The 24,711-nt window shown below is 56.8% G+C and carries 19 protein-coding genes and 1 tRNA gene; 11 read left to right on the top strand and 9 right to left on the bottom strand.

Annotated elements, in window-relative coordinates:
• Nucleotides 1–92 precede the first annotated feature (92 nt).
• From PSR63_RS18325 to PSR63_RS18315, 3 genes are all read right to left on the bottom strand, one after another.
• Nucleotides 93–1,046: a chemotaxis protein gene (locus tag PSR63_RS18325; protein WP_274327127.1), complete on the bottom strand. Its 954-nt coding sequence runs from the start codon at nt 1,044–1,046 to the stop codon at nt 93–95.
• A gap of 128 nt (nt 1,047–1,174) precedes the next feature.
• Nucleotides 1,175–2,455: a tRNA (N(6)-L-threonylcarbamoyladenosine(37)-C(2))-methylthiotransferase MtaB gene (gene mtaB / locus PSR63_RS18320; protein ID WP_274327126.1), complete on the bottom strand. Its 1,281-nt coding sequence runs from the start codon at nt 2,453–2,455 to the stop codon at nt 1,175–1,177.
• Nucleotides 2,456–2,522: 67 nt separating this feature from the next.
• Nucleotides 2,523–2,882, bottom strand: a complete 360-nt coding sequence (locus PSR63_RS18315) for an ATP-dependent Clp protease adaptor ClpS (RefSeq protein ID WP_274327125.1) — start codon at nt 2,880–2,882, stop codon at nt 2,523–2,525.
• Between the two features lie 186 nt (nt 2,883–3,068).
• On the opposite strand from PSR63_RS18315, the gene PSR63_RS18310 reads away from it, so the two are divergent.
• On the top strand, nt 3,069–4,439 hold the full coding sequence (locus PSR63_RS18310; protein WP_274327124.1) for a dipeptidase: 1,371 nt from the start codon (nt 3,069–3,071) through the stop codon (nt 4,437–4,439).
• A gap of 86 nt (nt 4,440–4,525) precedes the next feature.
• Nucleotides 4,526–5,806 (top strand): serine--tRNA ligase, encoded by a 1,281-nt coding sequence (serS, locus tag PSR63_RS18305; RefSeq protein ID WP_274327123.1) that lies wholly within the window; start codon nt 4,526–4,528, stop codon nt 5,804–5,806.
• Here serS and PSR63_RS18300 read toward each other — a convergent pair.
• Entirely contained in the window at nt 5,803–6,279 is a 477-nt protein-coding gene (locus tag PSR63_RS18300) for a GNAT family N-acetyltransferase (protein WP_274327122.1), read from the bottom strand. The two genes, serS and PSR63_RS18300, sit on opposite strands and share 4 nt — an antisense overlap.
• A gap of 187 nt (nt 6,280–6,466) precedes the next feature.
• Here PSR63_RS18300 and PSR63_RS18295 point away from each other — a divergent pair, with 187 nt between their 5' ends.
• The 3 genes from PSR63_RS18295 (at nt 6,467) to PSR63_RS18285 (ending at nt 9,385) form a co-directional block, all read left to right on the top strand.
• Entirely contained in the window at nt 6,467–6,772 is a 306-nt protein-coding gene (locus PSR63_RS18295; RefSeq protein ID WP_274327121.1) for a hypothetical protein, read from the top strand.
• Between the two features lie 105 nt (nt 6,773–6,877).
• Nucleotides 6,878–8,278: a right-handed parallel beta-helix repeat-containing protein gene (locus PSR63_RS18290; protein WP_274327120.1), complete on the top strand. Its 1,401-nt coding sequence runs from the start codon at nt 6,878–6,880 to the stop codon at nt 8,276–8,278.
• Between the two features lie 273 nt (nt 8,279–8,551).
• Entirely contained in the window at nt 8,552–9,385 is an 834-nt protein-coding gene (locus tag PSR63_RS18285) for a hypothetical protein (protein WP_274327119.1), read from the top strand.
• Between the two features lie 63 nt (nt 9,386–9,448).
• Here PSR63_RS18285 and glmM read toward each other — a convergent pair whose 3' ends face one another.
• Nucleotides 9,449–10,792, bottom strand: a complete 1,344-nt coding sequence (gene glmM, locus PSR63_RS18280) for a phosphoglucosamine mutase (protein WP_443111098.1) — start codon at nt 10,790–10,792, stop codon at nt 9,449–9,451.
• Between the two features lie 212 nt (nt 10,793–11,004).
• Here glmM and PSR63_RS18275 point away from each other — a divergent pair, with 212 nt between their 5' ends.
• On the top strand, nt 11,005–12,822 hold the full coding sequence (locus PSR63_RS18275) for a phospho-sugar mutase (RefSeq protein ID WP_274327117.1): 1,818 nt from the start codon (nt 11,005–11,007) through the stop codon (nt 12,820–12,822).
• Nucleotides 12,823–13,061: 239 nt separating this feature from the next.
• Here PSR63_RS18275 and PSR63_RS18270 read toward each other — a convergent pair whose 3' ends face one another.
• Nucleotides 13,062–13,694 (bottom strand): TlpA disulfide reductase family protein, encoded by a 633-nt coding sequence (locus tag PSR63_RS18270; protein ID WP_274327116.1) that lies wholly within the window; start codon nt 13,692–13,694, stop codon nt 13,062–13,064.
• Nucleotides 13,695–13,773: 79 nt separating this feature from the next.
• On the opposite strand from PSR63_RS18270, the gene PSR63_RS18265 reads away from it, so the two are divergent.
• From PSR63_RS18265 to PSR63_RS18245, 5 genes are all read left to right on the top strand, one after another.
• Nucleotides 13,774–14,277 (top strand): TrmH family RNA methyltransferase, encoded by a 504-nt coding sequence (locus PSR63_RS18265; protein WP_274327115.1) that lies wholly within the window; start codon nt 13,774–13,776, stop codon nt 14,275–14,277.
• Nucleotides 14,278–14,446: 169 nt separating this feature from the next.
• Complete coding sequence (locus PSR63_RS18260; RefSeq protein WP_274327114.1) at nt 14,447–15,865, top strand: ABC transporter substrate-binding protein; 1,419 nt, start codon at nt 14,447–14,449, stop codon at nt 15,863–15,865.
• A 70-nt stretch (nt 15,866–15,935) separates the two neighbouring features.
• Nucleotides 15,936–16,008 (top strand) — tRNA-Ala (locus PSR63_RS18255).
• 106 nt (nt 16,009–16,114) lie between these two features.
• On the top strand, nt 16,115–16,513 hold the full coding sequence (locus PSR63_RS18250; protein ID WP_274327113.1) for a GxxExxY protein: 399 nt from the start codon (nt 16,115–16,117) through the stop codon (nt 16,511–16,513).
• A 222-nt stretch (nt 16,514–16,735) separates the two neighbouring features.
• Nucleotides 16,736–19,054 carry an alpha/beta hydrolase family protein gene (locus tag PSR63_RS18245; protein ID WP_274327112.1) on the top strand — a complete coding sequence of 773 codons (2,319 nt, stop codon included), beginning with the start codon at nt 16,736–16,738 and terminating at the stop codon, nt 19,052–19,054.
• Nucleotides 19,055–19,173: 119 nt separating this feature from the next.
• On the opposite strand, the gene arsB is transcribed toward PSR63_RS18245, so the two are convergent.
• The 3 genes from arsB to PSR63_RS18230 form a co-directional block, all read right to left on the bottom strand.
• Complete coding sequence (arsB, locus tag PSR63_RS18240) at nt 19,174–20,397, bottom strand: ACR3 family arsenite efflux transporter (RefSeq protein ID WP_274327111.1); 1,224 nt, start codon at nt 20,395–20,397, stop codon at nt 19,174–19,176.
• A gap of 238 nt (nt 20,398–20,635) precedes the next feature.
• Nucleotides 20,636–21,784 carry a hypothetical protein gene (locus PSR63_RS18235; protein ID WP_274327110.1) on the bottom strand — a complete coding sequence of 383 codons (1,149 nt, stop codon included), beginning with the start codon at nt 21,782–21,784 and terminating at the stop codon, nt 20,636–20,638.
• Between the two features lie 227 nt (nt 21,785–22,011).
• Nucleotides 22,012–24,654: a M1 family metallopeptidase gene (locus tag PSR63_RS18230; protein ID WP_274327109.1), complete on the bottom strand. Its 2,643-nt coding sequence runs from the start codon at nt 24,652–24,654 to the stop codon at nt 22,012–22,014.
• Between the last annotated feature and the right edge of the window lie 57 nt (nt 24,655–24,711).

The raw sequence follows: 24,711 nt of genomic DNA, 5'->3' as shown, positions 1-24,711 counted from the left end.
AGCTTGCGGTCGGTCACGACAAGAGGAATCTTGAGACAATTCCTCTCAGAATGTCAGAATGCTTCCGCCGGTGCTAGCAAAGCCCACTTGCTCTAGGCTTCGATAAGCTCGGAAATACCAACCAACTGGCGGGTCTTTTCCAGCAGTTCGCCGTAGCGAGGTTTAGGAACCTGGGTATCGACGCCGACTTGCTGTCCCTTCTTCTCGTTGTCACGCGAAACGAGCGACGAGAAGATTACAATCGGCAACGAACCCAGGACTGGGTGCATGCGGACGTGTTTTGCCAGGCTGAAGCCATCCATCCGCGGCATTTCGATATCGGTGATCAGGATGCCGACCTTTTCACGAATCGTCTCGATCGATTCATCTTCGGCCAAGGCTTCCAGATATTCCCACGCTGCCTGGCCGTCGACGAAACCATGGAAGTTGGTAAACCCGGCGTCCTGTAGGTGATCGCCAATCATCTCGGAGATCATGCGAGAATCTTCAGCGAAAACGACCGGGATGTTCGGGGCTTCGATCCGCGATACGCCAGAACTGTTGGCTGGCTCGTCGCAAATGCCGGCGACAGCCGCACCAATCGACTCGAAGTCGAGAATCTGGACCAGCTTTCCGTCAATCAGCACGACGCTGGTAATCGGAGCGTTCATGCCGGGCGTCATCGGCAAGGGGCGCGTCGCTTTCCAGCTGACACGATAAATACGGTGAACGCGATTCACGCGAAACGCCAGCGGACGCTGGTTGAATTCCAGCAGCAACAGACAATCGCTATCCCGCGAAGCAACTTCTGGTGCGTCTCCATAAAGGAATCGCCCCAGGTGAATCAGCGAGACGACCTCTTGGCGAATTCGGACGACACCTTCGATCGCTGCGTGTCCTTCCGGCAGCCCCGTCACCTTCGTGATTCCCAGGACTTCTTTGACCTTGGCGACATTCACGCCGAAGGTCTGTCCCCCCACTTCAAACACGAGGATCTCCGCCTCGTTGGTGCCTGCTTCCAGAAGAATTCCGGTGTTAATACCCAGCTTTGAATTTTGCGCATTCATAGTGCCGCTGCCCGCGTCGGTCCGTAGTTGCCAATTTCAAGAAACAACTCAACGAACCATTAATCGGCAGTGCTAGCACTTTCGCACCAGAAGAAGGGGCACTTGGCGAGATGTACCGATTGGATCGATTACACCAGCGTTCCCAACACCCGCTGCGATTCGGCCCGGTCGATCTTAACCTGGTACCGCTGGCCGATTTCGACCTGCGATCGGTCTACGTAGACCGGAGCATAGCGGCATGAGGTTCCGCTGGCTAAATTCGCGTCGTCGCGATCTTCGGCTTCGATCAGCACGTCGAGCGTATCCCCTACCAGGCTCTGATAGTAGGCTTCGCGCGTCTTGTCTTCGACCGCGGCCAGGCGAGCCCTGCGATCGGACTTCACGTCGCCAGGAATCTGGTCCGGCATCTCGGCAGCCGGCGTTCCCTTGCGAGGGCTGAACGGGAAGATGTGGATCTTCGAGAAGCCAACCGTCTCGGAAACGCGGCAGGTCTCTTGGAACTCTTCTTCCGTCTCACCGGGGAAACCGACGATGATGTCGGTTGAAATCGACGGCTTATCGATCGAGTCCTTCAGCAGTTTGCAGCGGTCGATGAATCGCTGGCTGCCCCAACGACGTCGCATCCGACGCAGTACCGAGTCGCTGCCACTTTGCATCGAGATGTGCAGGTGAGGGCAAATCTTGTCAGGGTATTTGGCCATGACCTCGATTAGCTCTTTGGTGACCTCGGTCGCTTCGATGCTGGAAAGACGCACGCGGAAGTCAGCGTCGATCTGCGAAAGCATTTCCATCAGCTTCGCCAAGCGTACCCAGTCGGTCTTCGGCTTCCCCTTGTTCAGATCGACGCCATAGTGCCCCAGGTGAATACCCGTGAGGACGATCTCGCGGAACCCATTGTCGGCCAGTCGAGCCACTTCATCAACGATCTCGCCGGAGGGCCGGCTGTACATCTCCGGACGTACGTACGGGATGATGCAGAAGCTGCACCGCAGCAGGCAACCGTCCTGAACTTTCACATACGCACGATGCCGATCGCCGAACTTCGAGATTCCATCCGGAATGTCGATCACGCCCATCCGACCCAACAGATCGGGAATTTCGCGCTTGTCGGTGACGACTTCCGAAACGTTGGGCAGCACCTTAAGTTCGTTTGGGGCCCGCGTGGCATAGCAGCCCATCACGACGATCCGCGAATTCGGATTGTCACGGGCCAGTCGGCGAATGGCCTGGCGACTCTTTGAGTCCCCTTCGTTGGTCACCGTGCAGGTATTCACCACGCACACATCGGCCGATTCAGAGTCTTCGGCGTCTCGATACCCACCGCGCGCAAGGCCTTCGCGAACCAGTTCTGTTTCGTATTGGTTGACCTTGCACCCCAGGGTAAGGGTCTTCAGCTTGAGATCGCTCATCAGCAGATGGTACTCAGGATGCGATGGCACCCTGTCGATAGCGGTAACAATCGGGGAATCCCCGATTTTAGCACTCTGGCTCGATCGTGGAAGACATCGAACCGCGGCAACGGGCGATCAGATCGTCCTTGCCATAGGCATGAATCTGGTCGCGTTTCAGTTCCGCGTGCTCCTTGGTGGTGGTCAGGCAAATGGCTTTGCCGTCCGCATCAACCGTCTTGGCAATCTGGAACCCCTTTTCGACCGGGTGTCCGAAAAGCTCGTGCATCATCAAGATGACGTACTCGTAGGTGTGGTCGTCATCGTTCCAAAGCATCACATGATACCGAGGCTGGCGCTTCGGTTTTTGCTTCTTCTTGGGTTTCGTCTTGGTCGTAACCGTCGTCGCTTCCCAAGGTTCTGCTACAGACGTGTTTGAATCGCCCACTGGTAATATCTCGAAATTCGACAGGAATTTATCCGCTCGCGTAGCCCCCGAATTGGTTGCGAGCGGCTTGGGTGCAATGTCCATTTACTGCGAGTCGTATTATATTGTACGGCTTTACGGGTCGGAAGATAATTTTGGCGTTTCAAAAGCCAAACCATGCAGCGCCCAAGTCCAATTGGATAAGCCATGCCGGATCTGAAAACTTTTATAGATGAGAATCGTGGAAACTTCGTCGAGTCGCTCAAAGAGTTGCTCCGAATTCCCAGTGTGAGCACCGATAGTCGGCATAAAGAAGACGTGAAGACCGCCGCCGACTGGGTCGCAAGCCGCTTCCAAGATCTGAACTTCGAGACGAAGGTCATCCCGACCAAAGGACACCCAATCGTCTATGCCGAAAGCCCAGCGGTGCCTGGCAAGCCCGTAGCCCTCGTTTATGGACACTATGACGTCCAACCCCCCGAACCGCTCGATCTCTGGGTCACACCCCCCTTCGAACCGACCGAGCGGGATGGCAATATCGTGGCTCGCGGGGCGACCGACGACAAAGGCCAGATGCTGACTCATGTTTTCGGAGCCACGTCCTGGATCAAATCGGTGGGCGAATTGCCGATCCAGGTCAAGTTCCTGATCGAAGGAGAAGAGGAAATCGGCAGCGCCAACCTCGCTCCGTTCATCGAAGAAAATAAAGATCTTCTGGCCAACGATGTCGTTGTGATCAGCGACAGCAGCCAGTTTGCCCCCGGCCAGCCGGCCATCACCTACGGTCTGAAGGGCATCGCTTACTTCGAGCTGAAGCTGATCGGCCCCAATCGTGACCTGCATAGCGGCTCGTTTGGTGGTGCTGTCCGCAACCCGGCCAACGCCCTGTGCCACATGCTGAGCACGCTAATCGACGAGCACGGTTGGATTCACATCCCCGGTTTCTACGACGACGTCAAGCCGATGTCGGGTGACGAGCGCGAGAACTTCGCCGAACTTCCCTTCAACGAAGAGAAATTCAAAGAACAATTGGGCATCGACGATGTCCATGGAGAAGAAGGTTACACGACGCTCGAACGTCGCTGGGCTCGACCAACCCTTGATATCAATGGCCTGACCAGCGGCTACCAAGGCGAAGGGGCCAAGACCGTTTTGCCAAGCGAAGCTTCCGCCAAGTTCAGCTGCCGCCTGGTGCCGGATCAGTGTCCGCACAAGATCGGCAAAGCCCTTCGCGAGCACCTGACCAAGATTTGCCCCACCGGCATCAAGATGGAGTTCAAGGAACATCACGGTTCGCCAGGCTTCGTCGTGGCAACCGACAGTCCTTACATCAAGGCCGCCAGCGACGCCATCGAGCAAGGCTTCGGCGCCGCCCCAGTATTGATTCGCGAAGGAGGCTCGATTCCGATCGTCGCCAACTTCGCCGAACAGCTCGACTCCGATGTTCTGCTGTTGGGCTGGGGCCTCGATGACGATAACACCCACAGCCCCAACGAAAAGTTCAACCTCGCCGATTTCCAGCGAGGCATCGCCGCCAGCGCCCAACTATGGGCCGAACTGGCCAAGATCGATAAGTAAAACCTCATGTCCCCTCTCCCTTCCAAAGGGCGAGGGGATCAGAAATGATACCGCACACAAAACGCTAACCCCAAAGACCTCAACCCATGCTCGACCGGAAGTTTGTTGTCGAAAACGTCGAACTCGTGAAGAAGAACTGCGAGAACCGTGGTGTTCAAGCGGATGTCGATCAGATCGTCGCGCTCGAAACGGCTCGCAAGGCGAAGCTGCAGGAAGCTGAAGAGTTCAATCGTCAGGCCAACGAGATCAACAAGACCGTCGGCAAGGCTACGCCCGAAGAGCGACCCAACATCATCGCCGAAGGCAAGCGTCTTCGTCAGTTGAAGGACGACGCCTCGACCGAAGTCGACAAGCTGGAAGAGCAGATCGTTGAGATCCTCCGTGTTATCCCCAACCTCTCGCACCCCGACGCACCGATCGGTGAAGACGACAAGAGCAACCTCGAAATCCAACGCGGAGCGACCGAGCCTCGCACGTTCGATTTCAAGGTCCTTGACCACGTCGAACTCGGCGAAAAGCTCGACCTGATCGACTTCGAGTCAGGTGCCCAGGTCGCCGGCGCTGGCTTCTATTACCTGAAGAACGAAGCCGTGCTGCTGGAACTGGCCCTGCAGCAGTACGTGCTGAGCGTCTTGGTCAAGGAAGGCTTCGTCCCGACGATCACGCCCGACATGGCCCGCACCGAGATCCTGCACGGAGTCGGCTTCATCCCGCGTGGTCCGGAAACGCAGATCTACAGCATCGAAAATACCGACCTGAACCTGGTCGCCACCGCCGAGATTACCCTGGGCGGTATGTACGCCGGTAAGACGCTGGAAGCCGAAACGCTGCCGCAGCTGTTCTGTGGTATCAGCCATTGTTACCGTACCGAAGCCGGCGCCGCTGGTCGTGCTTCGCGAGGTCTCTACCGCGTGCATCAGTTCACCAAGGTCGAGATGTTCGCGTTCACCTTGCCAGAAGACAGCGAAGCGACGCTCAACAAGTTCTGCGACCTGGAATGCCAGATCTTCGACGGCTTGAAGATCCCTTATCGCGTGGTCGACACGGCCACCGGCGACCTGGGCGGACCAGCCTACCGCAAGTTCGACCTGGAAGCCTGGATGCCTGGCCGCGGCGACGCTGGCGAATACGGCGAAGTGACCAGCACGTCGAACTGCACCGACTACCAGGCTCGCCGCTTGAACATCCGCTACAAGGTCAAAGGGGAAAAGGGTACCCACTTCGCCCACACCCTGAACGGTACCGCCATCGCCCTGAGCCGTGGCCTGATCGCCGTGATGGAAAACTACCAGCAAGCCGACGGCAGCATCGAAGTTCCGGAGGTCCTGCGGCCGTACATGGGCATGGATAAGATCGGGCCTCGCTAAAGCCCATCGGCACTCACTTGCCGCTGCATCACTAGCACGTCGTAGCCGCGGTAGTGGATTTGCTCGATCGCTTGCCAGCCAAGCTTCGCGTAGAGCCCGCCGTTCAGGCGTTCGGTTTGCAGATAGAGGGTGCCAACTTCACGATCTCGGGCAATGTCGATAATCTGTCGGCACAGCCCAGAAGCGATCCCTTGCACGCGGGCCGCCCCCGAAACGTAGACCCCGCCCAGCCAGAACGCATAGTCGGGGTAGATGTCCATCTCTCGTAATTTCAGCTGCGCCACGCCCAACACCTGATCGTCGTGCACGGCCAGCAAATAGATCGGAAGCCCCGCTTCTTCGAGGTTCGCCTTGATTCTCGCGCACGTCGCTTCATACGAATTCCCGGTGACGGCATGCCCCCACTGGTCGAAGTACCACTTGGCGATGGTCGGTACAAACGACGGTCGATCTGCCAGAAACGTAAACTGCACGGCGTTTGTCCAACGAGATGGGAGATTAGTGGAAGCCACGGAATCGAAGTTATCTTTCCTATTTCTTCTAGAGACCAACCCGCGTTCTTCGGTTCAGAGAATAAACGGCTTACACTCTATTATTGCAGCAAAATGATACCGCAACTTGTTTCAGCCGCCTGGCACGTAAACCGGCGGTTTCCTAGACATGCCTGACGAAACCAACCCGTCACTTCAGCTCGCGAAGATCATCGCCCCGATTGTCGCCGTCATTTACGCTGGCGGATCGATCGGGGTGGCTACCGTTTGGAAGCCCCTGTCGGTAACGGCATTAGCCGTGATGCTCCTCTTGCCGGCGGTCGCGGCGGCACTAGTAGGTCTGAACGCCCTACGCGGCACCCGGCCTCGCGGGCCACTGCTGGTCCTCTACTTCGTCGTGCTTCCCCTGGCCGCCATGCTGTTTATCGGTGGGCCGGTAACCGTGTTGGCTTGGCTCTTATCCTCTTTGAACTGAGCTTCGCCTCGTCCCGTGCAATCTATTTGCTCTGGGTGCAGCATGCGGCCACAATAACGTCCACCCCTACCACCCGCATCCCAACCCACCTGTCAGGATCCCCCCGTGCTTGTCCGAACTTTCCAATTGCTCGTCGCTTTGGCCTGCTCTTTAGCCCTCGTCATGTCGTGCCTGGCTGCCCCCGTTACGACGACCGAAGCCCTGGTGGCCGCGGTCAATAACGGTGCGGAAGGGGACACCATCGAGGTCGGTCCTGGCACGTTTGAGCTTTCCGCGCCGTTGGAGCCCAAGTCCGGCATGACGATCCAGGGTGCTGGCCAAGACGAGACAATCATCACCGGCGTGGCAAGCTGGAAACCCTCGACCAAGACGCTGCCAGACCCTGAGATGAAAACTCAGGGACTCGACACAAACGCCTATCTCGTGCGGCTGCCCGACAAAGCGGCTGGCGTCACCATGACCGGTATGACACTGCGAGGGCCGCACGTGCATGGGGCCATTTATGGTTTCGGCTGCACCGATCTGCACCTGCATGATTTACGGATCCAAGATACGCTCTGGTGCGGCATCCGTACGTTCGCAATGCAGCGGGCACGGATTCACGACTGCGAGTTCATCGACGCCGGCGGCCGTTGGAAACGAGGTGGCGAGCCAGGCGTCGATGGCGGGATCACCGGCGGCGCAATCTTCGCCATTTGGATGAAAGAGAGCGAGATCGCTCACAACCGCTTCACACGCACGCAAGAGAGCAAGGCCGACGAGTTCTACGGCATCAAGTGCCGCCAGGGAAAACAGAGCCGCATTCATCACAACACAATCGAAGTCAACTTTTCGATCGAATTGCCGTTTGAAAACGACGAAGACGTCGAGATCGATCATAACATCTGCTTCGGTACCATCTCGATTCCCAAGTACGCTGGCGGCCCCATCCCAGAGAGCGGCCGCACGTTTCACATTCATCACAATTACTTTCGCGACAGTTACTCGATCGAGTTTGTCCGCAACGGAGTCGAGATCGATCACAACCTGTTCGACTTCGACCTGCAGAAAGACCACGGCAACCTGATCTCAGGCTTCGGCAAAGCACCCGCCGGTGGACCGGCTACTTTCCACAACAACTTGATCAGCAATCCCGGCCGCGGCGTGATTTGGATTAACGAGCCATACAGCAACCTGGCAATTCACAACAATCACATCATCACCCGCACAACGGAGACTCCGCGCCGCGATGGACTGTTCGGTTTCAACCGTGAATGCGACTTCGAGACCATTTCGATCCGCGACAACATCATCGAGTGCCAAGGCGAGCCGAGGCCTCTATTGCGGTCAAAAGAAAGCTACGAAAGCACGATTCAAAACAACCAGCTGACCAACGTGGCCGATGCCGACCGGTTCGAAAATCCGACGACTGACAACCACCCTGGTTTGAAGGAGCCCCTCAAGTTCGAGTGTGGCGTCCACGGCGAGTTGATCGTCGACGGCTGGCAAACTCGCCCAGCGGGCTAGTTTGCTATTCACGAAATCTCTTACCAAAGCGAATCGCAGATTTCGCGGACGATCGTGGGAAACCAAGCCCCGCGTGGTGCGAGTCTGAAAACACTCTTCGAGGCGCACTATCTCACTGAAGCGCTAACCCTGTAAACTGCACGTACACCCATCGAAGCAGTCTCGCTTTGCTGGGTGCCACGCCCAAGTATTCTTGGGCGTGCGAACTGTGTACCCACTTCACACTGCCGAAGGCGGCAGTGGCACACGATCATCAACCGTACAGATTACGTCATGTCCCATCACCACGCGATACAACCTGAAAAGCACGGAGCTGGCTCGCCTGAGCACGCTCCGCAGGTCGCCGTGCGCGATGGCAATCGACTATTGTGTCCCTGCTGTGGGGAAGTGTTGCTGTATCTTTCCGCTGACCAGCCCCGCGAGGAACCCTTACCACCGCCGGAACCTTCTAACCGGAAGCCGCCCGGCATGAGGCCTTCCCCCTGGGAAGCCATCGCGTGGCGTCAGGATGCCATCCAAGAGGCCGCGTGGGAGGCCTTTAACGAGTCACGCACAGCCGAGCAGGAAGCACTTCACACTCAATTTGTCGAATCAGACGATCCCGAGTTCTGCGCGAACTATCTGACGGAGCCAATCGACGCCGAAGTCGCCGCGTATGAGTTCCCCGTGGAGGATCCTCCGCCGCTGCCAAGTCGCAAGAGGACTAGGCCCCCGCGTAAGCGAAACTCGGAAGCACGCCACAACAAGCGTGCTCCGCATCACGGTCTTCCGCTCGAAGAGCCATACACGTACCAAGAAAAACGGTACCTGGCCTGGAGCTTCTATCACCTGAAGGTTCAAGACCTGGAACTCCAGGCAAAGATTCGCCTGAAGCAGGCCAAGATTGATTGCCTGCGACGCGATGCGGGTGGCGATGCGGCAGTTCTTTCCTACGAAAAGTACTTGCCGAACAAGGACGTGCCGAAGGTCCGCCCGCGCGTCGAGGTCATCGAGTTCGATCTCATGCACTGGGTGGAACACGTAACCCGTGATCAGAGATCCCCGAGTTACGAAAGCATACGCCTGAAAACGCTACTCGAACAAGTGAAGGAACGAGGGCCACCGTAATTCATATCCCCTTCTCCCCATAGGGGCGAGGGGACCGGAGCGAGGGCAGGCTTTACGCCGCGCCTAAACCCCACGCAGCGTGCGTGTCGCGGCGATACACATGTCTTCGCTTTGGTCGAACGATTTCGATTCGGCGATGACGCGGACGATTGGTTCCGTGTTACTTGCTCGCGCGATCAACCACCGGTCTTTCCAGGTGAAACGCAGCCCGTCCCCTTCGTCGACTTCGGCGTCGGCGTACTGCTGTTTCAGGCGATCGAAACCGGCTGGCAGTTCGTGCGCATCAAGATCGACCTTGTGCTTGACGATCTCGTAACGCGGCAAGGCGTCGGCCAGTTTGCTGACCGTTTTCTTCTTCTTGGCCATCAGTTCCAAAATGTTGGCCATGCCGACGAAGCTGTCGCGGATGTAGCCCACCTGAGGATCGATGGGCCCGCCGTTGCCTTCGCCGCCGAAAACGGCGTCTCGCAGCATCATTTCCTGCGTGACGTTTGCCTCGCCGACCGCCGAGCGGAAGATTTTGCATTTCAGCGAAGCGGCCACGTCTTCGTTCATGCGGCTGGTGGCCCCGTTGATGACGACGGCCCCCTTACGCTGCGACAACACATTCTGCAGACACAAAGCGACGGTGTACTCCTCGCCGATGTAGCGACCCTTTTCGTCGATCACGGCCAGGCGATCGGCGTCGGGATCTTGGCAGAATGCGACGTCGTACTTTCCTTTGGTGACCAGTTCGGAAATTGATTTCAGATTCGCTTCGGTCGGTTCGGCCGGATGGAGGAAGGTGCCGTTGGGTTCGCCCCCGATCACTTCGACTTCGCAGCCGAGTTGTTCCAGCAGCTTCACGCCGACGATACTGCCGGAGCCGCCGTTGCTGTCGAGCAGTACTTTGAACTTTTTACTTTGAATCGGCCCTGGCGTAATCGTGCCGAGGACCTTTTCGATGTGGGCCGTGGTCGTGTCGGTGCAGCATGTCGTATTGCCGATTTCGTCCCATGGTGCCCAGGTAATGGGTTGGTCTTTGTAGGCTTCTTTAACCTGGGCTCCCTTTTCGGCCGAGATAACTCGCCCGTCGGCACCCATCAGCTTGATGCCGTTATATTCCGGCGGATTATGACTGGCCGAGATTTGAATACCGCCGGTGCAGCGATTTTCGCGGACCAGAATGCCCACCGTGGGGGTCGCGGCGACGCCGACGTCGATCACATCGCGGCCGAGCAGATTAATGGTCCCCTTAACGATGTCCCCCAACGCCCAGCCACTGGGGCGACCATCGCGAGAAAGGAGAATACTTCCCTCCGGCAGTTGCTCGACAAACGCCGACACGTAGCGGCTGATTGTCTCCGGCGAAAGGCTCAATCCTAAAATTCCGCGTAATCCGGACACGCTGATGATCGGTTCTTGCATCGTGCTAGGTCGGCTCGGCAAATAGTGGTAGTTCCAGGGCAATCGGGTGAGCTTCCCTACTATAAAACATAATGAGCAGTCTTGGCGTGATCGTTTTCTTCGTTGCCCCACGAAAGTGAAGAATTCACATACCACCGCCGGGCCCAATTGATGATCCAGGAGGCGTTCCCTTAAAATCGGGTAATTCCTGTAGACCTAACAAGGGGACGACCATGAGCGGCAGCGATATCGACACCACAGCACTTCTCGAACAAGTCAAACAGGCCACGGCCGACGGAAAAATCACGGCCAGCGCTGCCGAGAACATCGAAATCTGGCTCACCGAAGACCGATATGCCCGGTACGCCAGTCAGGTAGCCGAGCACATCACGTCCGGCATGTGGAAAGAGCTGGACGACGCGTTCTGGACGATCATCCCCTTCGGTACCGGCGGCCGACGCGGAAAAATGTACCCTATCGGCTCGAATGCGGTAAACGAACGCACCATTGGCGAAAGTGCCGAGGGTCTGGCCCAATACGTGAAGAGCAGCGTCGAAGGTGACCTCTCCTGTGCGATCGCCTACGACACGCGACACCGCTCGCGTGAGTTTGCCGAGTTGTGTGCCCGAATCATGGTTTCCAACGGCTTCACAGTTTACTTCCTGGACGACTACCGCAGCACACCGGAGCTTTCGTTCCTGGTCCGCTATAAGAAGTGCTCGTGCGGCATCATGGTCACCGCCAGCCACAACCCGCCCAGCGACAACGCCGTGAAGGTGTACTGGTCGACCGGCGGTCAGGTGATGCCTCCGCACGATAAGAAAATCATCGACAACGTCATGAACGTGCAGGAAATTCCGCTGGGCGTGGAATTCGACGCGGCAGTCAGCGACGGCAAGATCGTCATCTGCACGAAAGAAACCGACGAGGCGTTCATCAGCAACGTCGCCCAGCAGAAATTCGACGGCCCGCGTGACCTGAGAATTCTGTACTCGCCACTGCACGGCGTGGGGGCTTCGGCCGTGGTCCCGGCACTCAAGGCCGACAATTTCACCGACGTGACGATCTTCGGCCCGCACGAAGAACCCAACGGTGACTTCCCAAATGTGCCAGAGCACGTTTCCAACCCCGAAAACCCAGCCGTCTTCGACGCCGCCATCGAGCAGGCCAAGACCGACGGGACCGAACTGATCCTGGCGACCGACCCCGACTGCGATCGTGTCGGCTGTGCGGCCCCCAAGACGATGGACACCACTGGCGAATGGGGCACGTTCACCGGAAACCAGATCGCGGCACTGCTTTGCGATCACGTCCTTTCCGAACGCAAGAAGGGTGGCGGTCTGACTTCCGATCATTACATCGTGAAGACGCTGGTCACCACCGAGATGGCTCGCCGCATTGCCGATAGCTACGGCGTGCGAACCTGTGGCAACCTCCAAGTCGGGTTCAAGTGGATCGGCGGCACCATGGATGCGGAAGGGCCGGACAAGTTCCTCTTCGGCTGCGAAGAATCGCACGGGTACCTGGTCGGTCAGTACGCACGCGACAAGGACGCCGCCGTGGCCTCGATGCTGCTGGCCGAACTAGCCGCCAACTGCAAGGCCGAAGGCAAGTCGCTGCACGAGAAGCTGGAATCGCTGTGGTGGCAACACGGTTACCACGCCGAACGCCTGTTGAATCAGAAGATGCCTGGCTCGGAGGGCATGGCCAACATGCAGAAGCTGATGGCCAAGTTCCGCGAAGAACCACCGCAATCGGTCGGCGGTTTAAAACTGCTGGAGGTGCGTGACTACTTGAGTGACACGGTCTCTACGCCCGGCGGCGAGTCGAAACCACTGGGCGGCCCCGGCGGAAACATGGTGATCTTGGCCCTGGAAGAAGACAACTACGTCGCCGTCCGTCCTTCCGGCACCGAACCGAAGGTGAAGTTCTACATGTTTACCTACGTCGCTGCCGAACAGCTTTCGCTGTTGGACGCCGCCCAGGAAGAGATGGAAGAACGGCTCGATGCGTTCGAGAAAGACCTGAAGGCCTTCGCGGATAGCGTTTAAGGTTGGGTTGGTTCGGTGTTCAGCACACTGGGTGGCCCAGAGAGATTTCTCTCTGGGTCGGCATAGCCGACGAGCGGCTCATGTATCAACGTCAATGAGGATAGCCTGATTCCATTTGATTCAGGCCTGATGTACTAGCCGCTTGTGACCTACGGCCACCCAGAGAAGAATCTCTCTGGGCCAACCATGAATCACAGCCCCCCTCATTCCCAAGGGTGAGGGGACAAGAGGTATGCGGACTACTTCGCTTCGACCAGCTGCTTCACCAACGGCTTGATGTCTTTGGCGTAGGTGAACCCTTCCTCTTCGCTGGCAGCCTCTTCGTTATCGAAGCGTTTGGCCAGCTTGCCGTCGCGGCCGTAGACCATCACGGCCGGTGGGGCGGCCAGCTCCAGCTTCTTCAGCATCGTCTCGGAATCGTCCGCGGCGATGATGTTGTCGAAGGTCGCTCCGACATGCAGCAGGAACGGCATGACTTTGTCCTTGTAGGTTTCGGGACCTTCGTCGGCCAGGCCGATATAGTCCAGGCTCACCGTAATGCACTTCACATCGTTGCCTGAGAATTCGTTGTGCACTTCGACAAGCCCTGGCAGTTCCTTGATGCACGGTGGGCAATCGGTCGACCAGTAGTCGACGACGACCACTTTGCCGCGGTACGAATCGACCAGCATTTGAATGCCCTGGTAGTCCATCACCTTCGTGGTGATTTCTATGGTCCTCTCAGGCGTGGCTTCCACCGTCTCGACAGGCGGCGTCATGGCCGGTTGAGGCCCCGATCCTTTGCCACATCCGCAAAACGCGACCAACACCCCGAGCATTATCCAACGCGTATTCATCATTTGACCCGCTTCCACCTTGTGAAGTTTTCGCATTACGATATTCCTTATCCCCGTTTGTATCTCAGCCGCTGGGGCCCTAGCAACAGGGGCCGCCGTTTTGATTGCAACTAGCATGGACCCTGATTTCGAACACCTTCGTCACAAGCCCCCCACGGCGTTGGATCAGCCGCGCGAACTGATCGTGGCCTGCTGTCCGATGCGGAGCAACGTGAACATCTCGCGAATCGTCCGGGCCGCATCGTGCTGTGCGATCAGCAAAGTGGTGGTGTGTGGCAATGTGAAGATCGATCCGAAAATTGCCCGCGATGGTGCTGAGAAGCTGCCGATCTCGCGTCATCGCAGCCTGGCCCCGGTGCTGCGTGACCTGAAAAAAGAAGGCTATACGCTGGTGGGACTCGAGCAAACAACCAATTCGCAGGACATCCACCACTTCGCGTTCGTGCGAAAGACCGTCCTGGTGATTGGCAACGAACGCCTGGGCATCACCGACGACATCCTTGGCCTGCTGGACGCAACGGTCGAGATTCCCGTGTATGGAATGCCGTACAGCTACAACGCCGCGACGGCGACGTGCATGGCCCTGTATGAATTTTGTCGACAGTTTCCCGAAGGTTAAGAGCCGGCGCGTTTATACGCACGCCGACGGCAATCGGTTCGCGACTTCTTAGAACTTCGCTTGTTCGACTTGCCAGGGCGGCCTCAGCGATTGTCGCTCGCTGGTAATCCGACTACCATGCGGGGAGCGCAAACATGCCGAGACACTTTGATGGTCGCAAGTTGAACTCATGACATTTCGTATTTCTCTTCTGCTCGTTCTTGTTCCGTGCCTGCTGATTGGATGCAACGACACGAAAAAGAAAGACCGTCCCAAGATCGAAACGCCTCCCCTTTCGCTCACGATCGTAGGGGACGAAAGCATGGCCCAGGCCGTTCGCCGTGAACTGGCGGCTCGGACCGAAGAAGAGATCACCGTCGATGTCGTCAGCGAAGAGGCATTGCTGGGGCAGAAACGGTTCACGAAGGATCTCCTCATCTACCCACCGGCGATGATGGGCGAGTTGATCAAGCGTGACTGGATTGCTCCCCTCCCGTCGGCCACGCTGGACAACGAAGAACTCAAACTGGACGACGTCGCCCTGGGGATCTTTCAGACCGAGACGCGCTGGGGATCAAAGCCGTACGCCCTGCCGCTGGGCAGCCCAGTGCTGATGCTGATGGTTCGCATCGACCTGCTTGATCAGTTGGGTCTGAAAACACCCAACACGTGGGACGAGTACGCTGCCGCCGTCGAGACGATCCAAAACAGCGATCTTCTGAAAAGTAGCGACACGCTGAAAGCGGCCACGCTAGAACCTCTTGATCCGGCCTACCTGCCGAACTTGTGGCTGGCTCGCAGTGCCGCTTACGTGAAGCATGGCGAGAACCTTTCGACCTACTTCGACTTCGCCACCGGCAAGGCTCGCATCGACACGCCTGGTTTCACGAAGGCCGCTCAGCAGTTGGCCGATGTTGCCCAGACGATCCCCGAAGAGTTGAATTCACTGAGCCCCAGCGCAGCCGCCGAGGCGTTCCTCGACGGCAAATCGGTCATGGCGATCGGCTGGATCAACGAGTCCACGAGTATGCCGGAAACGGTCTCGGAAGCCATCCATTTCGCTCCCCTTCCCGGCTCGAAACAAACGTACCAGACGCCCGAGAATCAATGGCTCCCTCGCCCAGGCAATCAGCCAGAAAGCATCCCCCTGCTGTCGAGTTCCGGCATGGTGGGTTCGATCTCGTCCGCATCGGGACAAACGATGAATGCGGCGAACTTGCTGGTTCTATTAACTGGTCCGGAATTGATTTCGCTGATTTCTCCCGCTTCCGAGCGAACCACCCTCTGCCGAGTTTCCTCTTTACCGATGTCCGAAGCTTGGATGCCGAGCAACCTGCCAGGCACCGCCCTGCGGCAATACGCTCAGGTAAGCCTCGAGCAGTTGCAATCGCCGCGACACCTATCGGCCCTGCGGATACCAGACCGCGCAGCGTACGAGAACGTCGTTCGCGAGGCGCTGAAAAAGACGATGGCCAGCGACGACGCCGACCTCGAAGCCATCTGGCTGGAAGCCGCCCAAAGCTGGGATAAGCTCTCCGAAGCCTCAGGCCAAGACGAACACATCAAGGCCTTCCGCAATAGCCAAGGCATTGGCGAACGGGCCTTTTAGGCAGTCGCCGATCGTCCTGTTTCAAACTGGACGACGCGCCGTCGGCAACTTAAAATTAACGAAACAACTTGGGGCTGTAGCTCAGCTGGGAGAGCGCTGCGTTCGCAATGCAGAGGTCGTCGGTTCAATCCCGATCAGCTCCACTTTTTCTCTCTCCAAACGTTTACGACGGCTTCTGAACCGCGTACTTTTGTTCTCTAGATCTAACCGCGGATTGCGCGGATATTAAGAGATCGAGGGAGATTTGGCATGCGTCAGGCGTTAGTTCATGCGGAACTGAGTGAATCGGTTATTGGTGCGGCAATGACGGTTTTAAATCGCCTGAAGCCCGGTCTTGATGAAAAGCTGTACGAGAACGCACTTCGGATCGAGCTACAGAAACGCGGCCATCACATCGAACAGCAGCGGCAATTCCCTGTCCAGTATGATGGTCACCTCATCGGCACCCTAATTCCTGATTTGATCGTCGATCAAAAGATTATCGTCGATCCCAAAATCGCAACCAGTTTCACCGATTCGCATCACGCCCAGATGATCGGCTACCTGAATATTACCGGGCTTCAACTGGCGCTTTTACTGAACTTCAAATTTGCGCAGCTCAAATGGAAACGGGTCGTCCTGGAATCTTATCCGCGCCCATCCGCGTAATCCGCGGTTAGACTTTCTTCCGCTCGATTGTTGCCGGCAGGGCTACGCATTCAAAGGTAACATGTCGAAGTAAACCAAAGATTCCACGTGACATCATTTCTTCGGTTTTCTATACTTCGAACCAAGCTGATCAATTCCGTTGTCGATCTCTTTCCCGAAATCGTTTCCCACATTTCCTCGTGGAACGCGAGGGAGAAACGACCCGATTCAGGAACCTATTCCATGTATCGATTCTTGCGATGCGTGCTGCTGTGCGTTTGGCTGTTGGCTCTCGTTTCCAGTAGCGGCGCCGAGACTCCCTCGGTCGAGCGCGGCCCTGCTTTGCCAGGCACGCGTCTGTTGGAGATGGAAGGAGACGGTGCGCAGATCGCCTCGGATATGGTTGCCGGGATCGATCGTTTTCTGCTTCAGGAGATCGCGGACGCATCCGGTAAGCGAAAGCAATATTGGGATCGAGATACCAGTTCACCGGAAGCCTACGTGCGATCGGTCGAGAAGAATCGTCAGCGGCTTGCGGAAATTTTAGGGGTGCGGGACGAGCGTCTGCCTGAGATCACATTCCAGCGAACGACCAGCGTGAATGAGCCGCTGGCGCTCGCATCCTCGGCAAACGTGGACGTCATGGCGGTGGATTGGCCGGTCTTCGGAGCTATCCAAGGGGAAGGCTTGCTCTTGAGGCCCAAAGGGAAGGTTCGCGGAAGCATCATCGCGATCCCCGACGCCGCGCAAACGCCTGAGCAATTGGCTGGCGTCGAACCAGGCATCGCGCCCTCGTCGCAGTTTGCTCGACAGCTTGCCGAAAGTGGCTTTCAGGTCGTAATTCCGACGCTCATCACGCGCGAGCGAGGACTACTCAAATTTGATGGACCAAGACAAAGCCAATTGCCTGGGCGAGAACTCCTTTACCGGTCCGCCTTCGAACTGGGAAGGCATTTGATTGGCTACGAAGTTCAAAAGGTTTTGGCGGCGGTCGACGCGTTTGCCCAGGAAGGTCAGCAACCGATCGGGGTCATCGGTTATGGCGAAGGAGGCATGCTGGCACTTTACGCAGGTGCCCTGGAAGAGCGAATCGACTCGGTCGGGGTCAGTGGCTATTTCACTTCGCGGCAGAACATCTGGGAGGAACCGATCGACCGCAATGTATTTGGTCGGTTACGGGAATTCGGCGACGCGGAACTTGCCAGCCTGATCGCACCGCGTCATCTGGCGATCGAAGCGGCCGCCGGACCAGAGGCCGATTTGCTCGGCGAACATGGCTCGGCTCCTGGCACGCTCGAGTCACTCTCCCTGGAAGAAGTCACGCAGGAGTGGAAACAGGCCCAGGCATTGGTGGGTGATCGGATCTCCGATTCGTGGCTTACTTTGACGAGCGATGAAGATGGACAAGGCGAGTTTGGATCGCAGCGTTGGCTCAAGCAGTTTCTCCAAGGCCTCAAATCTGGGACATCGCTTGCGACCACAACGCAGTTGCCTGAATACGCTGGCCAGCCGGTCGACCAGCATGCTCGGATGGTTCGCCAGATGGACCAGATCAATCGCCAAAACCAAACCATCTTGGCCGACAGTCCCGCGGTTCGCAGCAGCTACTTTCGGCCAGACACCTCTTCGCTAGCCGCGTATGAAAAGAGTGTTGCGCCGTATCGTGAGGCATTTGAAACGGAGGTGATCGGCAAGTTCGATCGTCACCTCCTGCCGGCGAACCCACGTACCCGGCGGATTTATTCCGATTCGAAATGGACTGGGTACGAGGTTGCCCTCGATGTTTTTCCGGAAGTGTTTGCTTATGGTTTGCTTCTAATGCCCAACGATATCGCCCCTGGCGAGAAACGCCCGGTCGTCGTTTGCCAGCATGGTTTGGAAGGTCGCCCGGATCACTTGATTGGCGATGAAAAGTTCGCGGCGTACCAGGCGTTCGCCGAATCACTGGTCGAGCGAGGCTTTGTCGTGTTTTGCCCCCAGAATCCGTACATCTACCAAGATCGCTTTCGCACCTTGCAGCGCAAGGCCAACGCGCTGGGTAAGACGTTGTTTTCGATCATCGTTCCCCAACACCGGCAGATTACCGCGTGGCTCAAGACGCAGCCGTACGTCGATCCGGATCGAATCGCCTTTTATGGCCTGAGCTATGGTGGCAAGTCGGCCATGCGCATTCCTCCGCTGGTACCGGACTATTCGGCGGTGATCTGTTCCGGCGACTTCAATGAATGGATTGACAAGGTCGCCTCAACCCGTAATCGGCGGAGCTACATTTGGACCGGAGAGTACGAGATCTTCGAGTTCAACCTGGGCAATACGTTTAATTACGCTGAAATGGCCGGGCTGATCGCACCGCGCGCGTTCATGGTCGAGCGCGGACATTTCGACGGTGTGGCCGACGACGAGAAAGTCGGGCACGAGTTTGCCAAGGTCCGGCACCTCTATGCTGCCCGGTTGAAGATCCCCGAGCAGTGCGAAATCGAATGGTTCGACGGGGGACACATGATCCATGGCCAGGGAACGTTCGACTTCTTACATCATCATTTGAAGTGGCCCAAGCGTTGACCCGCCCTGTTTTCCCGACTGGGCGGCATTGGCGGGCGAGTTTGAATCTGTGTGATGATTCGCCGATACGATCCAACCGCATTGAAAGAAAGACCGAGTAGGTCGCTTTGCCCCTTGATCTATGTTTCAGCGGCAGTCGGAGTTTGATTCTCAGCGGAATGTGGGAACCATTGTTGAGTCCGTTTGCAGAAACCGACCAGCATCAACATGACAGGGACTTCGATCAGTACGCCTACCACGGTGGCTAGAGCCGCTCCGGATGCCAGGCCGTAAAGCATGACAGCCGTTGCGATCGCCACCTCGAAGTGGTTCGAAGCTCCAATCATGGCCGTGGGCGCGGCATTCTCATAGGTCAATCCGAGCACCTTCGAAGCGGTGTAGCCCAACGCAAAGATGACCACGGTTTGAATAAAGAGAGGGACAGCGATCCATAAAATCGTCAGTGGGTTGGACAGGATGACCTCCCCTTTGAACGAGAACAACAGAACGAGTGTCATCAGCAAAGCCACGATCGTGATGGGCGTGAGAACATGGAGGAACTTTTCCCGGAACCATACTTCTCCCTTGGCGGCAATGATCCATTTCCGCGAAAGGTATCCCGCTACCAATGGTAACGCTACGTAGATGGCAATCGAAAGCAGTAGCGCTTGCCATGGTACTGGAAGTTGTCCGACCCCCAGCAAGAAGCCCCCCAGAACGCCATAGAGCACAAGCATCGTTAAGGAATTGACGGCGACCATCACCAACGTGTGGCCGTCATTCCCGCGGGCCAGATATCCCCAGACCAACACCATCGCCGTACAAGGGGCAATGCCCAAGAGGATGCACCCAGCCAGGTAGCTTCGCCAAAGTGGCACTTGCAGCATCTTGACGCCGTCGACCATCACGACTTGACCGGCACCATAGGTGGCCCCAACTTCAAGCTCCACTCCAAGCGGAGGCTTCACGAAATCGACGGCATCCGGCCCAATAAAACCGAGAAACACGGTCCCCAAAAAGAAGACGGCGATCGCATACATCGAGAAGGGCTTGATTGCCCAATTGATGAAAAGCGTCAGCAGCACAGGCTTAACGGCCTTCCCTGCCTGGACCACTTCGCCGAAATCAATCTTCACCATGATGGGATACATCATGAAGAACAGACACAAAGCGATAGGGATTGAGACGACCGGGGCGTTGTTGACATAAATTGCCATCTCATCAAGCGACTTCGCCAATCCTGGGGCAATCTTCCCCAAGCCGATACCGACAACGATGCACAAGCCAACCCAGACAGTTAGGTATCGCTCAAAGAAGCCCATACCTCCGCCCTTCTGTTGATTCGCTGGGCAGCTTTCATCCATCGTGTTCACTCCCATAACTCATTACGTCGCCCGGGTAGCACCAGCGAAGGCTCAAGAATCCGTGGGCTACGGACTCGATCATACAGAACTTTAGACTCCCTTAGAACAAATGAAAACCGATCGTCCTGGAATCCCATCCACGAAATCCGCGGTTCGTCTTTCTTCTCCGCGTGCATTTAAGCCTGGAGCAGCTTCCAGGCCTAGCTTGCCCAGGGCTTCGATCGCGCCCTTTTGCTACCTACTTCCGCTGACTTGCTTCTTCATCGGTACTGTAGAATCGTTCGCCGCATCTTGGATTGAGAGGCTCGAACGGAAATCGCACCTGAGTTTCTTTCAGCGTGCTGTGAATCTGAAACCCAATCGAATCCGAAGACTCGCAAATCTCTTCCACGCGCCGGTAGAAAAGATTCATCATCGTAGGTTCCGTCTCTTCAAAGTCATGCGGAATCTGAATCACGATTCCCGCATCGCAGCGGCGAACGTACAGAATCAGGTCCCGGTCCGATCTCTTTTGGACCAAGCGAATTTCGATGGCGATTCGCGAAAGAACTTTCGCGAGACGAAGATGATTGCATAAGAACGGAGCAATGTTCTCCATCTTGATTTGCAGCTTCGGTTCGCCAGGCAGAAACCTGTTGCGTTCTACTTTGAGCAGTTCCAGAAGACGCTTCGGCGAGAATCCTTCGGCAGGAATTGTCATTGGCTTCTGCTCCTTACGCTGATTGGATCTCCCCAAACGACTCGACTGCAGAAACGATTTTGCGTAGATCGACAAGGCACTGAGATGGGTCGCGTGCGACTTTTCGATTCCATCAAAGTAGTTGGGACGACAGGAATTCATGAAGAGAAATCCCCAAGTATGTTCGTCGGCCCCGACAGCCATGCAGAAACCACTTCGCAGTCCCATGCGCGAGGTTTTGGCGATCGACCTTTGAATGGGTCGCGATTCGCGGCGATACGATGCGATGACATTGGCCGTGTCTGCGAAGATTCGCAGCATGCCCGGCCGCATTTGTAGCAAGGAACCCTCTGGGTCGACAAAGCACGAATAGCCGGAGAGCATCAAGTTGTCTTTGATTCGACAGCTGCAAGCCGAGTCGATCGCAACGAGTTGATTCGAGTGGGGAACGATTCCCGCCAGGCAAACGCGATCGACATCTCGGAGAGCATCGAAACGGCTCACCGTATTGAGCAGTTCTTTGGCAAAACCACCTTGGCCCGATTCATCCGATGCATTGGCCAGGCGACTTAGTTGACCACAGAACGACGCAGGCGTTTGATCCAGCGGATTACGCACCGATTGGAGAACGCTCAACCAATAAACATCTTCATCGCGATGCTGTGCCCACCATTCGTTGCCAGGCCTACGCAGTAGCTCAGTACTCACTTCCCCTACCTCTTTGCTGGTCCCTTTCCCTCTGATTGACTGCAAGCAAGTTAACTTGCTTAACGTTCCGCCTAAGTCATGTAGATCACCTTACAAATCACGCAACGGTGACCGCCGGAAAATTCTTAAGAAAGCAAGAACGAGCCTGCTTTTTTGCCTTGGAGGACGCATCAGGGAGAGAAAGCTAGTCACTAGGAACCAGCGCTCGACACCACAAGAGGGAAACGCTATTCCTCAATTTCACGAAGCTTCTTTTCCAAGTCGTCGAGCTTCTTCTGCAGCGAGTCGTTCGACTTCTCGAGATCTTTCATCTGTTTGCGGAGCTCGATCAGTTCGGTCGGCTGTGGAGTGCTGTCCTTGGTCAACGCAGCCAGGGCATCTTCGGCAGCTTTCGAGAGTTCCTTGTTATGCGAGGCGTCGGCATACGCTTGCAGGATCGGCCGGGCATCTTCCAGGCCCAGCTTGCCCAGAGCTTCGATCGCTCCCTTTTGCACGTCGACGCGATCATTACCCAGGTGGGGAGCGATCTGCTTGAGGGACTGCAGCTTCTCGGCTTTCTCATCGCTCAAGCTGGCCAGGGTCTTGAGCAAGTTGGCCAGGCCGCGGGTGGTGTAGCTATCGGCATGCTGAGCTACCTGTTCGGCCAGGTCGGGGACGTACTGCGACGATCCGCTCTTTTGCATCGCCCCAACGGCAGCTTCGGCGATCTCGTTGCGGAACGACTCCTTATCAAGCGAAGCTCGCAGGTATTGCGTGACCGACTCGTCGGAATACTTGGCCAGACCGGCGATCCAGGCCGCCACGATGGCCGGGTTCTTCTCAGCTTGGGCTCCTTCGAGAAGCGTGCCGACTTCTTCCGGTTGATAATCACTGACGGTCGCTTTCACGAGTGCCAGGCGAACGCGGGCATCGTTCGGGGTGGACGTCTTGCGAAGTGCTGCTCGCGACTCGTCCGAGTTGATTTTCCCCAGCGCTTCAGCAGCTTCCACGCGAACGCCGTAGAACGGATCGGTCTCCAATGCCTTTTGAATGGCGGCGATCGCCTTGTTTGACTTCTTCTTCGCCAGTGCTTCGACGGCCAGGATACGTCCCGTGGCCCGCTCGGCGTTTTCGAGCTCGTTGATCCACATGTCTTCCGGTTTGTCGAAGTCGACCGTGGCCAACAAGGTGTATTCAGGATCGAACTGCACCATCTCAGGCTTACCAGGCAAAGAGACGTAGAAGTCGTGCTTGGCCTCGGTGATGTCTTCGGTATGCAGAACCAGCTCGCCGTCGCACAGAAAAGCGAACGTCGCCGGGAAGTTGAACAACATCACGTCGTCGTCGACTTTGTGGGTTTGCTCAAGCGTGATCTGGGCCAGCTTAAGTTTCGGATCGAAGCGATAGCGAATCTTCAGATCAGGATGGCGGGCATGGTACACCCACTGATCGAAGAATCGATCGAACGTTCGCCCGCTGGTCTCTTCGAGCGCCGCTTGCAGTTCCGGCGTAGTGACGGTCGTCAGGCCGTGCTCTTTCAAATAGGTTTGAATCGCCTCGCGAAACATGTCTTCACCCAACTGGCTGCGAAGCATGTGCAGCACCCAGCTTCCCTTGGGATAGGCTCGGTAGTCGAACTGGTCGCCTGCATTGCGGTACTTCTTCCATACGATCGGCCGCTTGTCATTGGCACCACTTCGCAGAACGCGATTGGACGCGTCGCGGTAAAGACCGTACAGCGTGGCATCGCGACCAAACTTATGTCCCTCGTACAGATGCGTGTAGTAGGTCGCGAAGCCTTCGTTGAGCCACAGGTGACTCCAATCTTCGCACGTGACGTAATCACCAAACCATTGATGCGCCAGTTCGTGAGCATCGAGCCCTCGCGACGAACGAACGTTCTCGGTTGCAGGCGCGAAGATCGTGTTGTGCGTGAGCGTGGTGATCGTCGTGTTTTCCATCCCACCAGCGATAAAGTCGCGAATGGTGACCTGATCGTATTTGTGCCAAGGGTAAGCAACGCCGATTTCCTTCTGATAGAAGTCCATGATCGAGGCCGTATCCTGGAACGAAGCGGCCGCGTGCTCGGATAGGGTCGGCTGGCTGTAGAAGCCGAGCGGAATCTTACCGGCGGTATCTTCCAGCTTGTCGAAGTAGCCAGCGACGACGCAGATCAGGTAGTTCACGTGCGGCTTGTCTTGCAGCCAGTGGACCGACTTCAGGTTCGTGTCGGGATCGATGCTTTCGCCCAGATTACGGCCATTGGAAATCACGGTCATGTCGCTGGGGACATGGCAGATCACTTCGGTGGTCGACTTCTCGTTGGGGTAGTCGAAACAGGGGAACCATTGCCGGGCATAGTGCGACTCGCCTTGCGTCCAGCAGTGGGTGTCTTCCTCTGGGTAACCCATCTCAGGCGTGCGGAAGTAGAAACCACCTTGCGGCTGGCAGTGATGCTCGATCGTCACCCAGCTTTCCTGACCGACCGGAATCGGCTCGGCGAAGGCGATCGTCAGGTCTTTGCTCGTACTGTCGAACTCCGATACCGGCGTCGAGGCATCGACACTGGTAATCGAGAGATCAACCGCATCAAGCTTCAGGACATCAATCGCGTTTCGTAGCGGTACGAAGCGGATGGTGGTCGAGCCGCCGATGGTTCGCTCTTTGAAGTTGGGCGTGATGTCGAGCTTGATATGCTGCACGTCGACCTTACGCACTGGGGCGTAGTGAGGACCGTCATTCTCCAGATCTACGCCGAACGCCATCCGGGCCGCAGCGGACTCGCAGTAGCGGCACGTACACAGGGCTTCCTCAGCCAGGACAATCGATTGATGTGCGGCAGTCGCCAAGCAAGCAACGGCGACCAAGAGCAAAATGCGGAAAGATTTCATGGCGAACTTATCAGGAGGGTAATGCGAACGCCGCCGCGACTTCACGCCAGGATTACG

It is taken from the genome of Bremerella sp. P1 (assembly GCF_028748185.1).
In the GTDB taxonomy this organism is placed as follows: Bacteria; Planctomycetota; Planctomycetia; order Pirellulales; family Pirellulaceae; genus Bremerella.
The sequence above is the reverse complement of the archived record's forward strand: the minus strand, read 5'-3'. Positions and strand labels throughout refer to the sequence as shown.

Coding starts and splice junctions, on each gene's coding strand:
- PSR63_RS18325 (WP_274327127.1), bottom strand. CDS start 1,046: ATGAATGCGCAAAATTCAAAGCTGGGTATTAACACCGGAATTCTTCTG.
- mtaB (WP_274327126.1), bottom strand. CDS start 2,455: ATGAGCGATCTCAAGCTGAAGACCCTTACCCTGGGGTGCAAGGTCAAC.
- PSR63_RS18310 (WP_274327124.1), top strand. CDS start 3,069: ATGCCGGATCTGAAAACTTTTATAGATGAGAATCGTGGAAACTTCGTC.
- serS (WP_274327123.1), top strand. CDS start 4,526: ATGCTCGACCGGAAGTTTGTTGTCGAAAACGTCGAACTCGTGAAGAAG.
- PSR63_RS18295 (WP_274327121.1), top strand. CDS start 6,467: ATGCCTGACGAAACCAACCCGTCACTTCAGCTCGCGAAGATCATCGCC.
- PSR63_RS18285 (WP_274327119.1), top strand. CDS start 8,552: ATGTCCCATCACCACGCGATACAACCTGAAAAGCACGGAGCTGGCTCG.
- glmM (WP_443111098.1), bottom strand. CDS start 10,792: ATGCAAGAACCGATCATCAGCGTGTCCGGATTACGCGGAATTTTAGGA.
- PSR63_RS18275 (WP_274327117.1), top strand. CDS start 11,005: ATGAGCGGCAGCGATATCGACACCACAGCACTTCTCGAACAAGTCAAA.
- PSR63_RS18270 (WP_274327116.1), bottom strand. CDS start 13,694: ATGCGAAAACTTCACAAGGTGGAAGCGGGTCAAATGATGAATACGCGT.
- PSR63_RS18265 (WP_274327115.1), top strand. CDS start 13,774: ATGGACCCTGATTTCGAACACCTTCGTCACAAGCCCCCCACGGCGTTG.
- PSR63_RS18260 (WP_274327114.1), top strand. CDS start 14,447: ATGACATTTCGTATTTCTCTTCTGCTCGTTCTTGTTCCGTGCCTGCTG.
- PSR63_RS18250 (WP_274327113.1), top strand. CDS start 16,115: ATGCGTCAGGCGTTAGTTCATGCGGAACTGAGTGAATCGGTTATTGGT.
- PSR63_RS18245 (WP_274327112.1), top strand. CDS start 16,736: ATGTATCGATTCTTGCGATGCGTGCTGCTGTGCGTTTGGCTGTTGGCT.
- arsB (WP_274327111.1), bottom strand. CDS start 20,397: ATGGATGAAAGCTGCCCAGCGAATCAACAGAAGGGCGGAGGTATGGGC.
- PSR63_RS18230 (WP_274327109.1), bottom strand. CDS start 24,654: ATGAAATCTTTCCGCATTTTGCTCTTGGTCGCCGTTGCTTGCTTGGCG.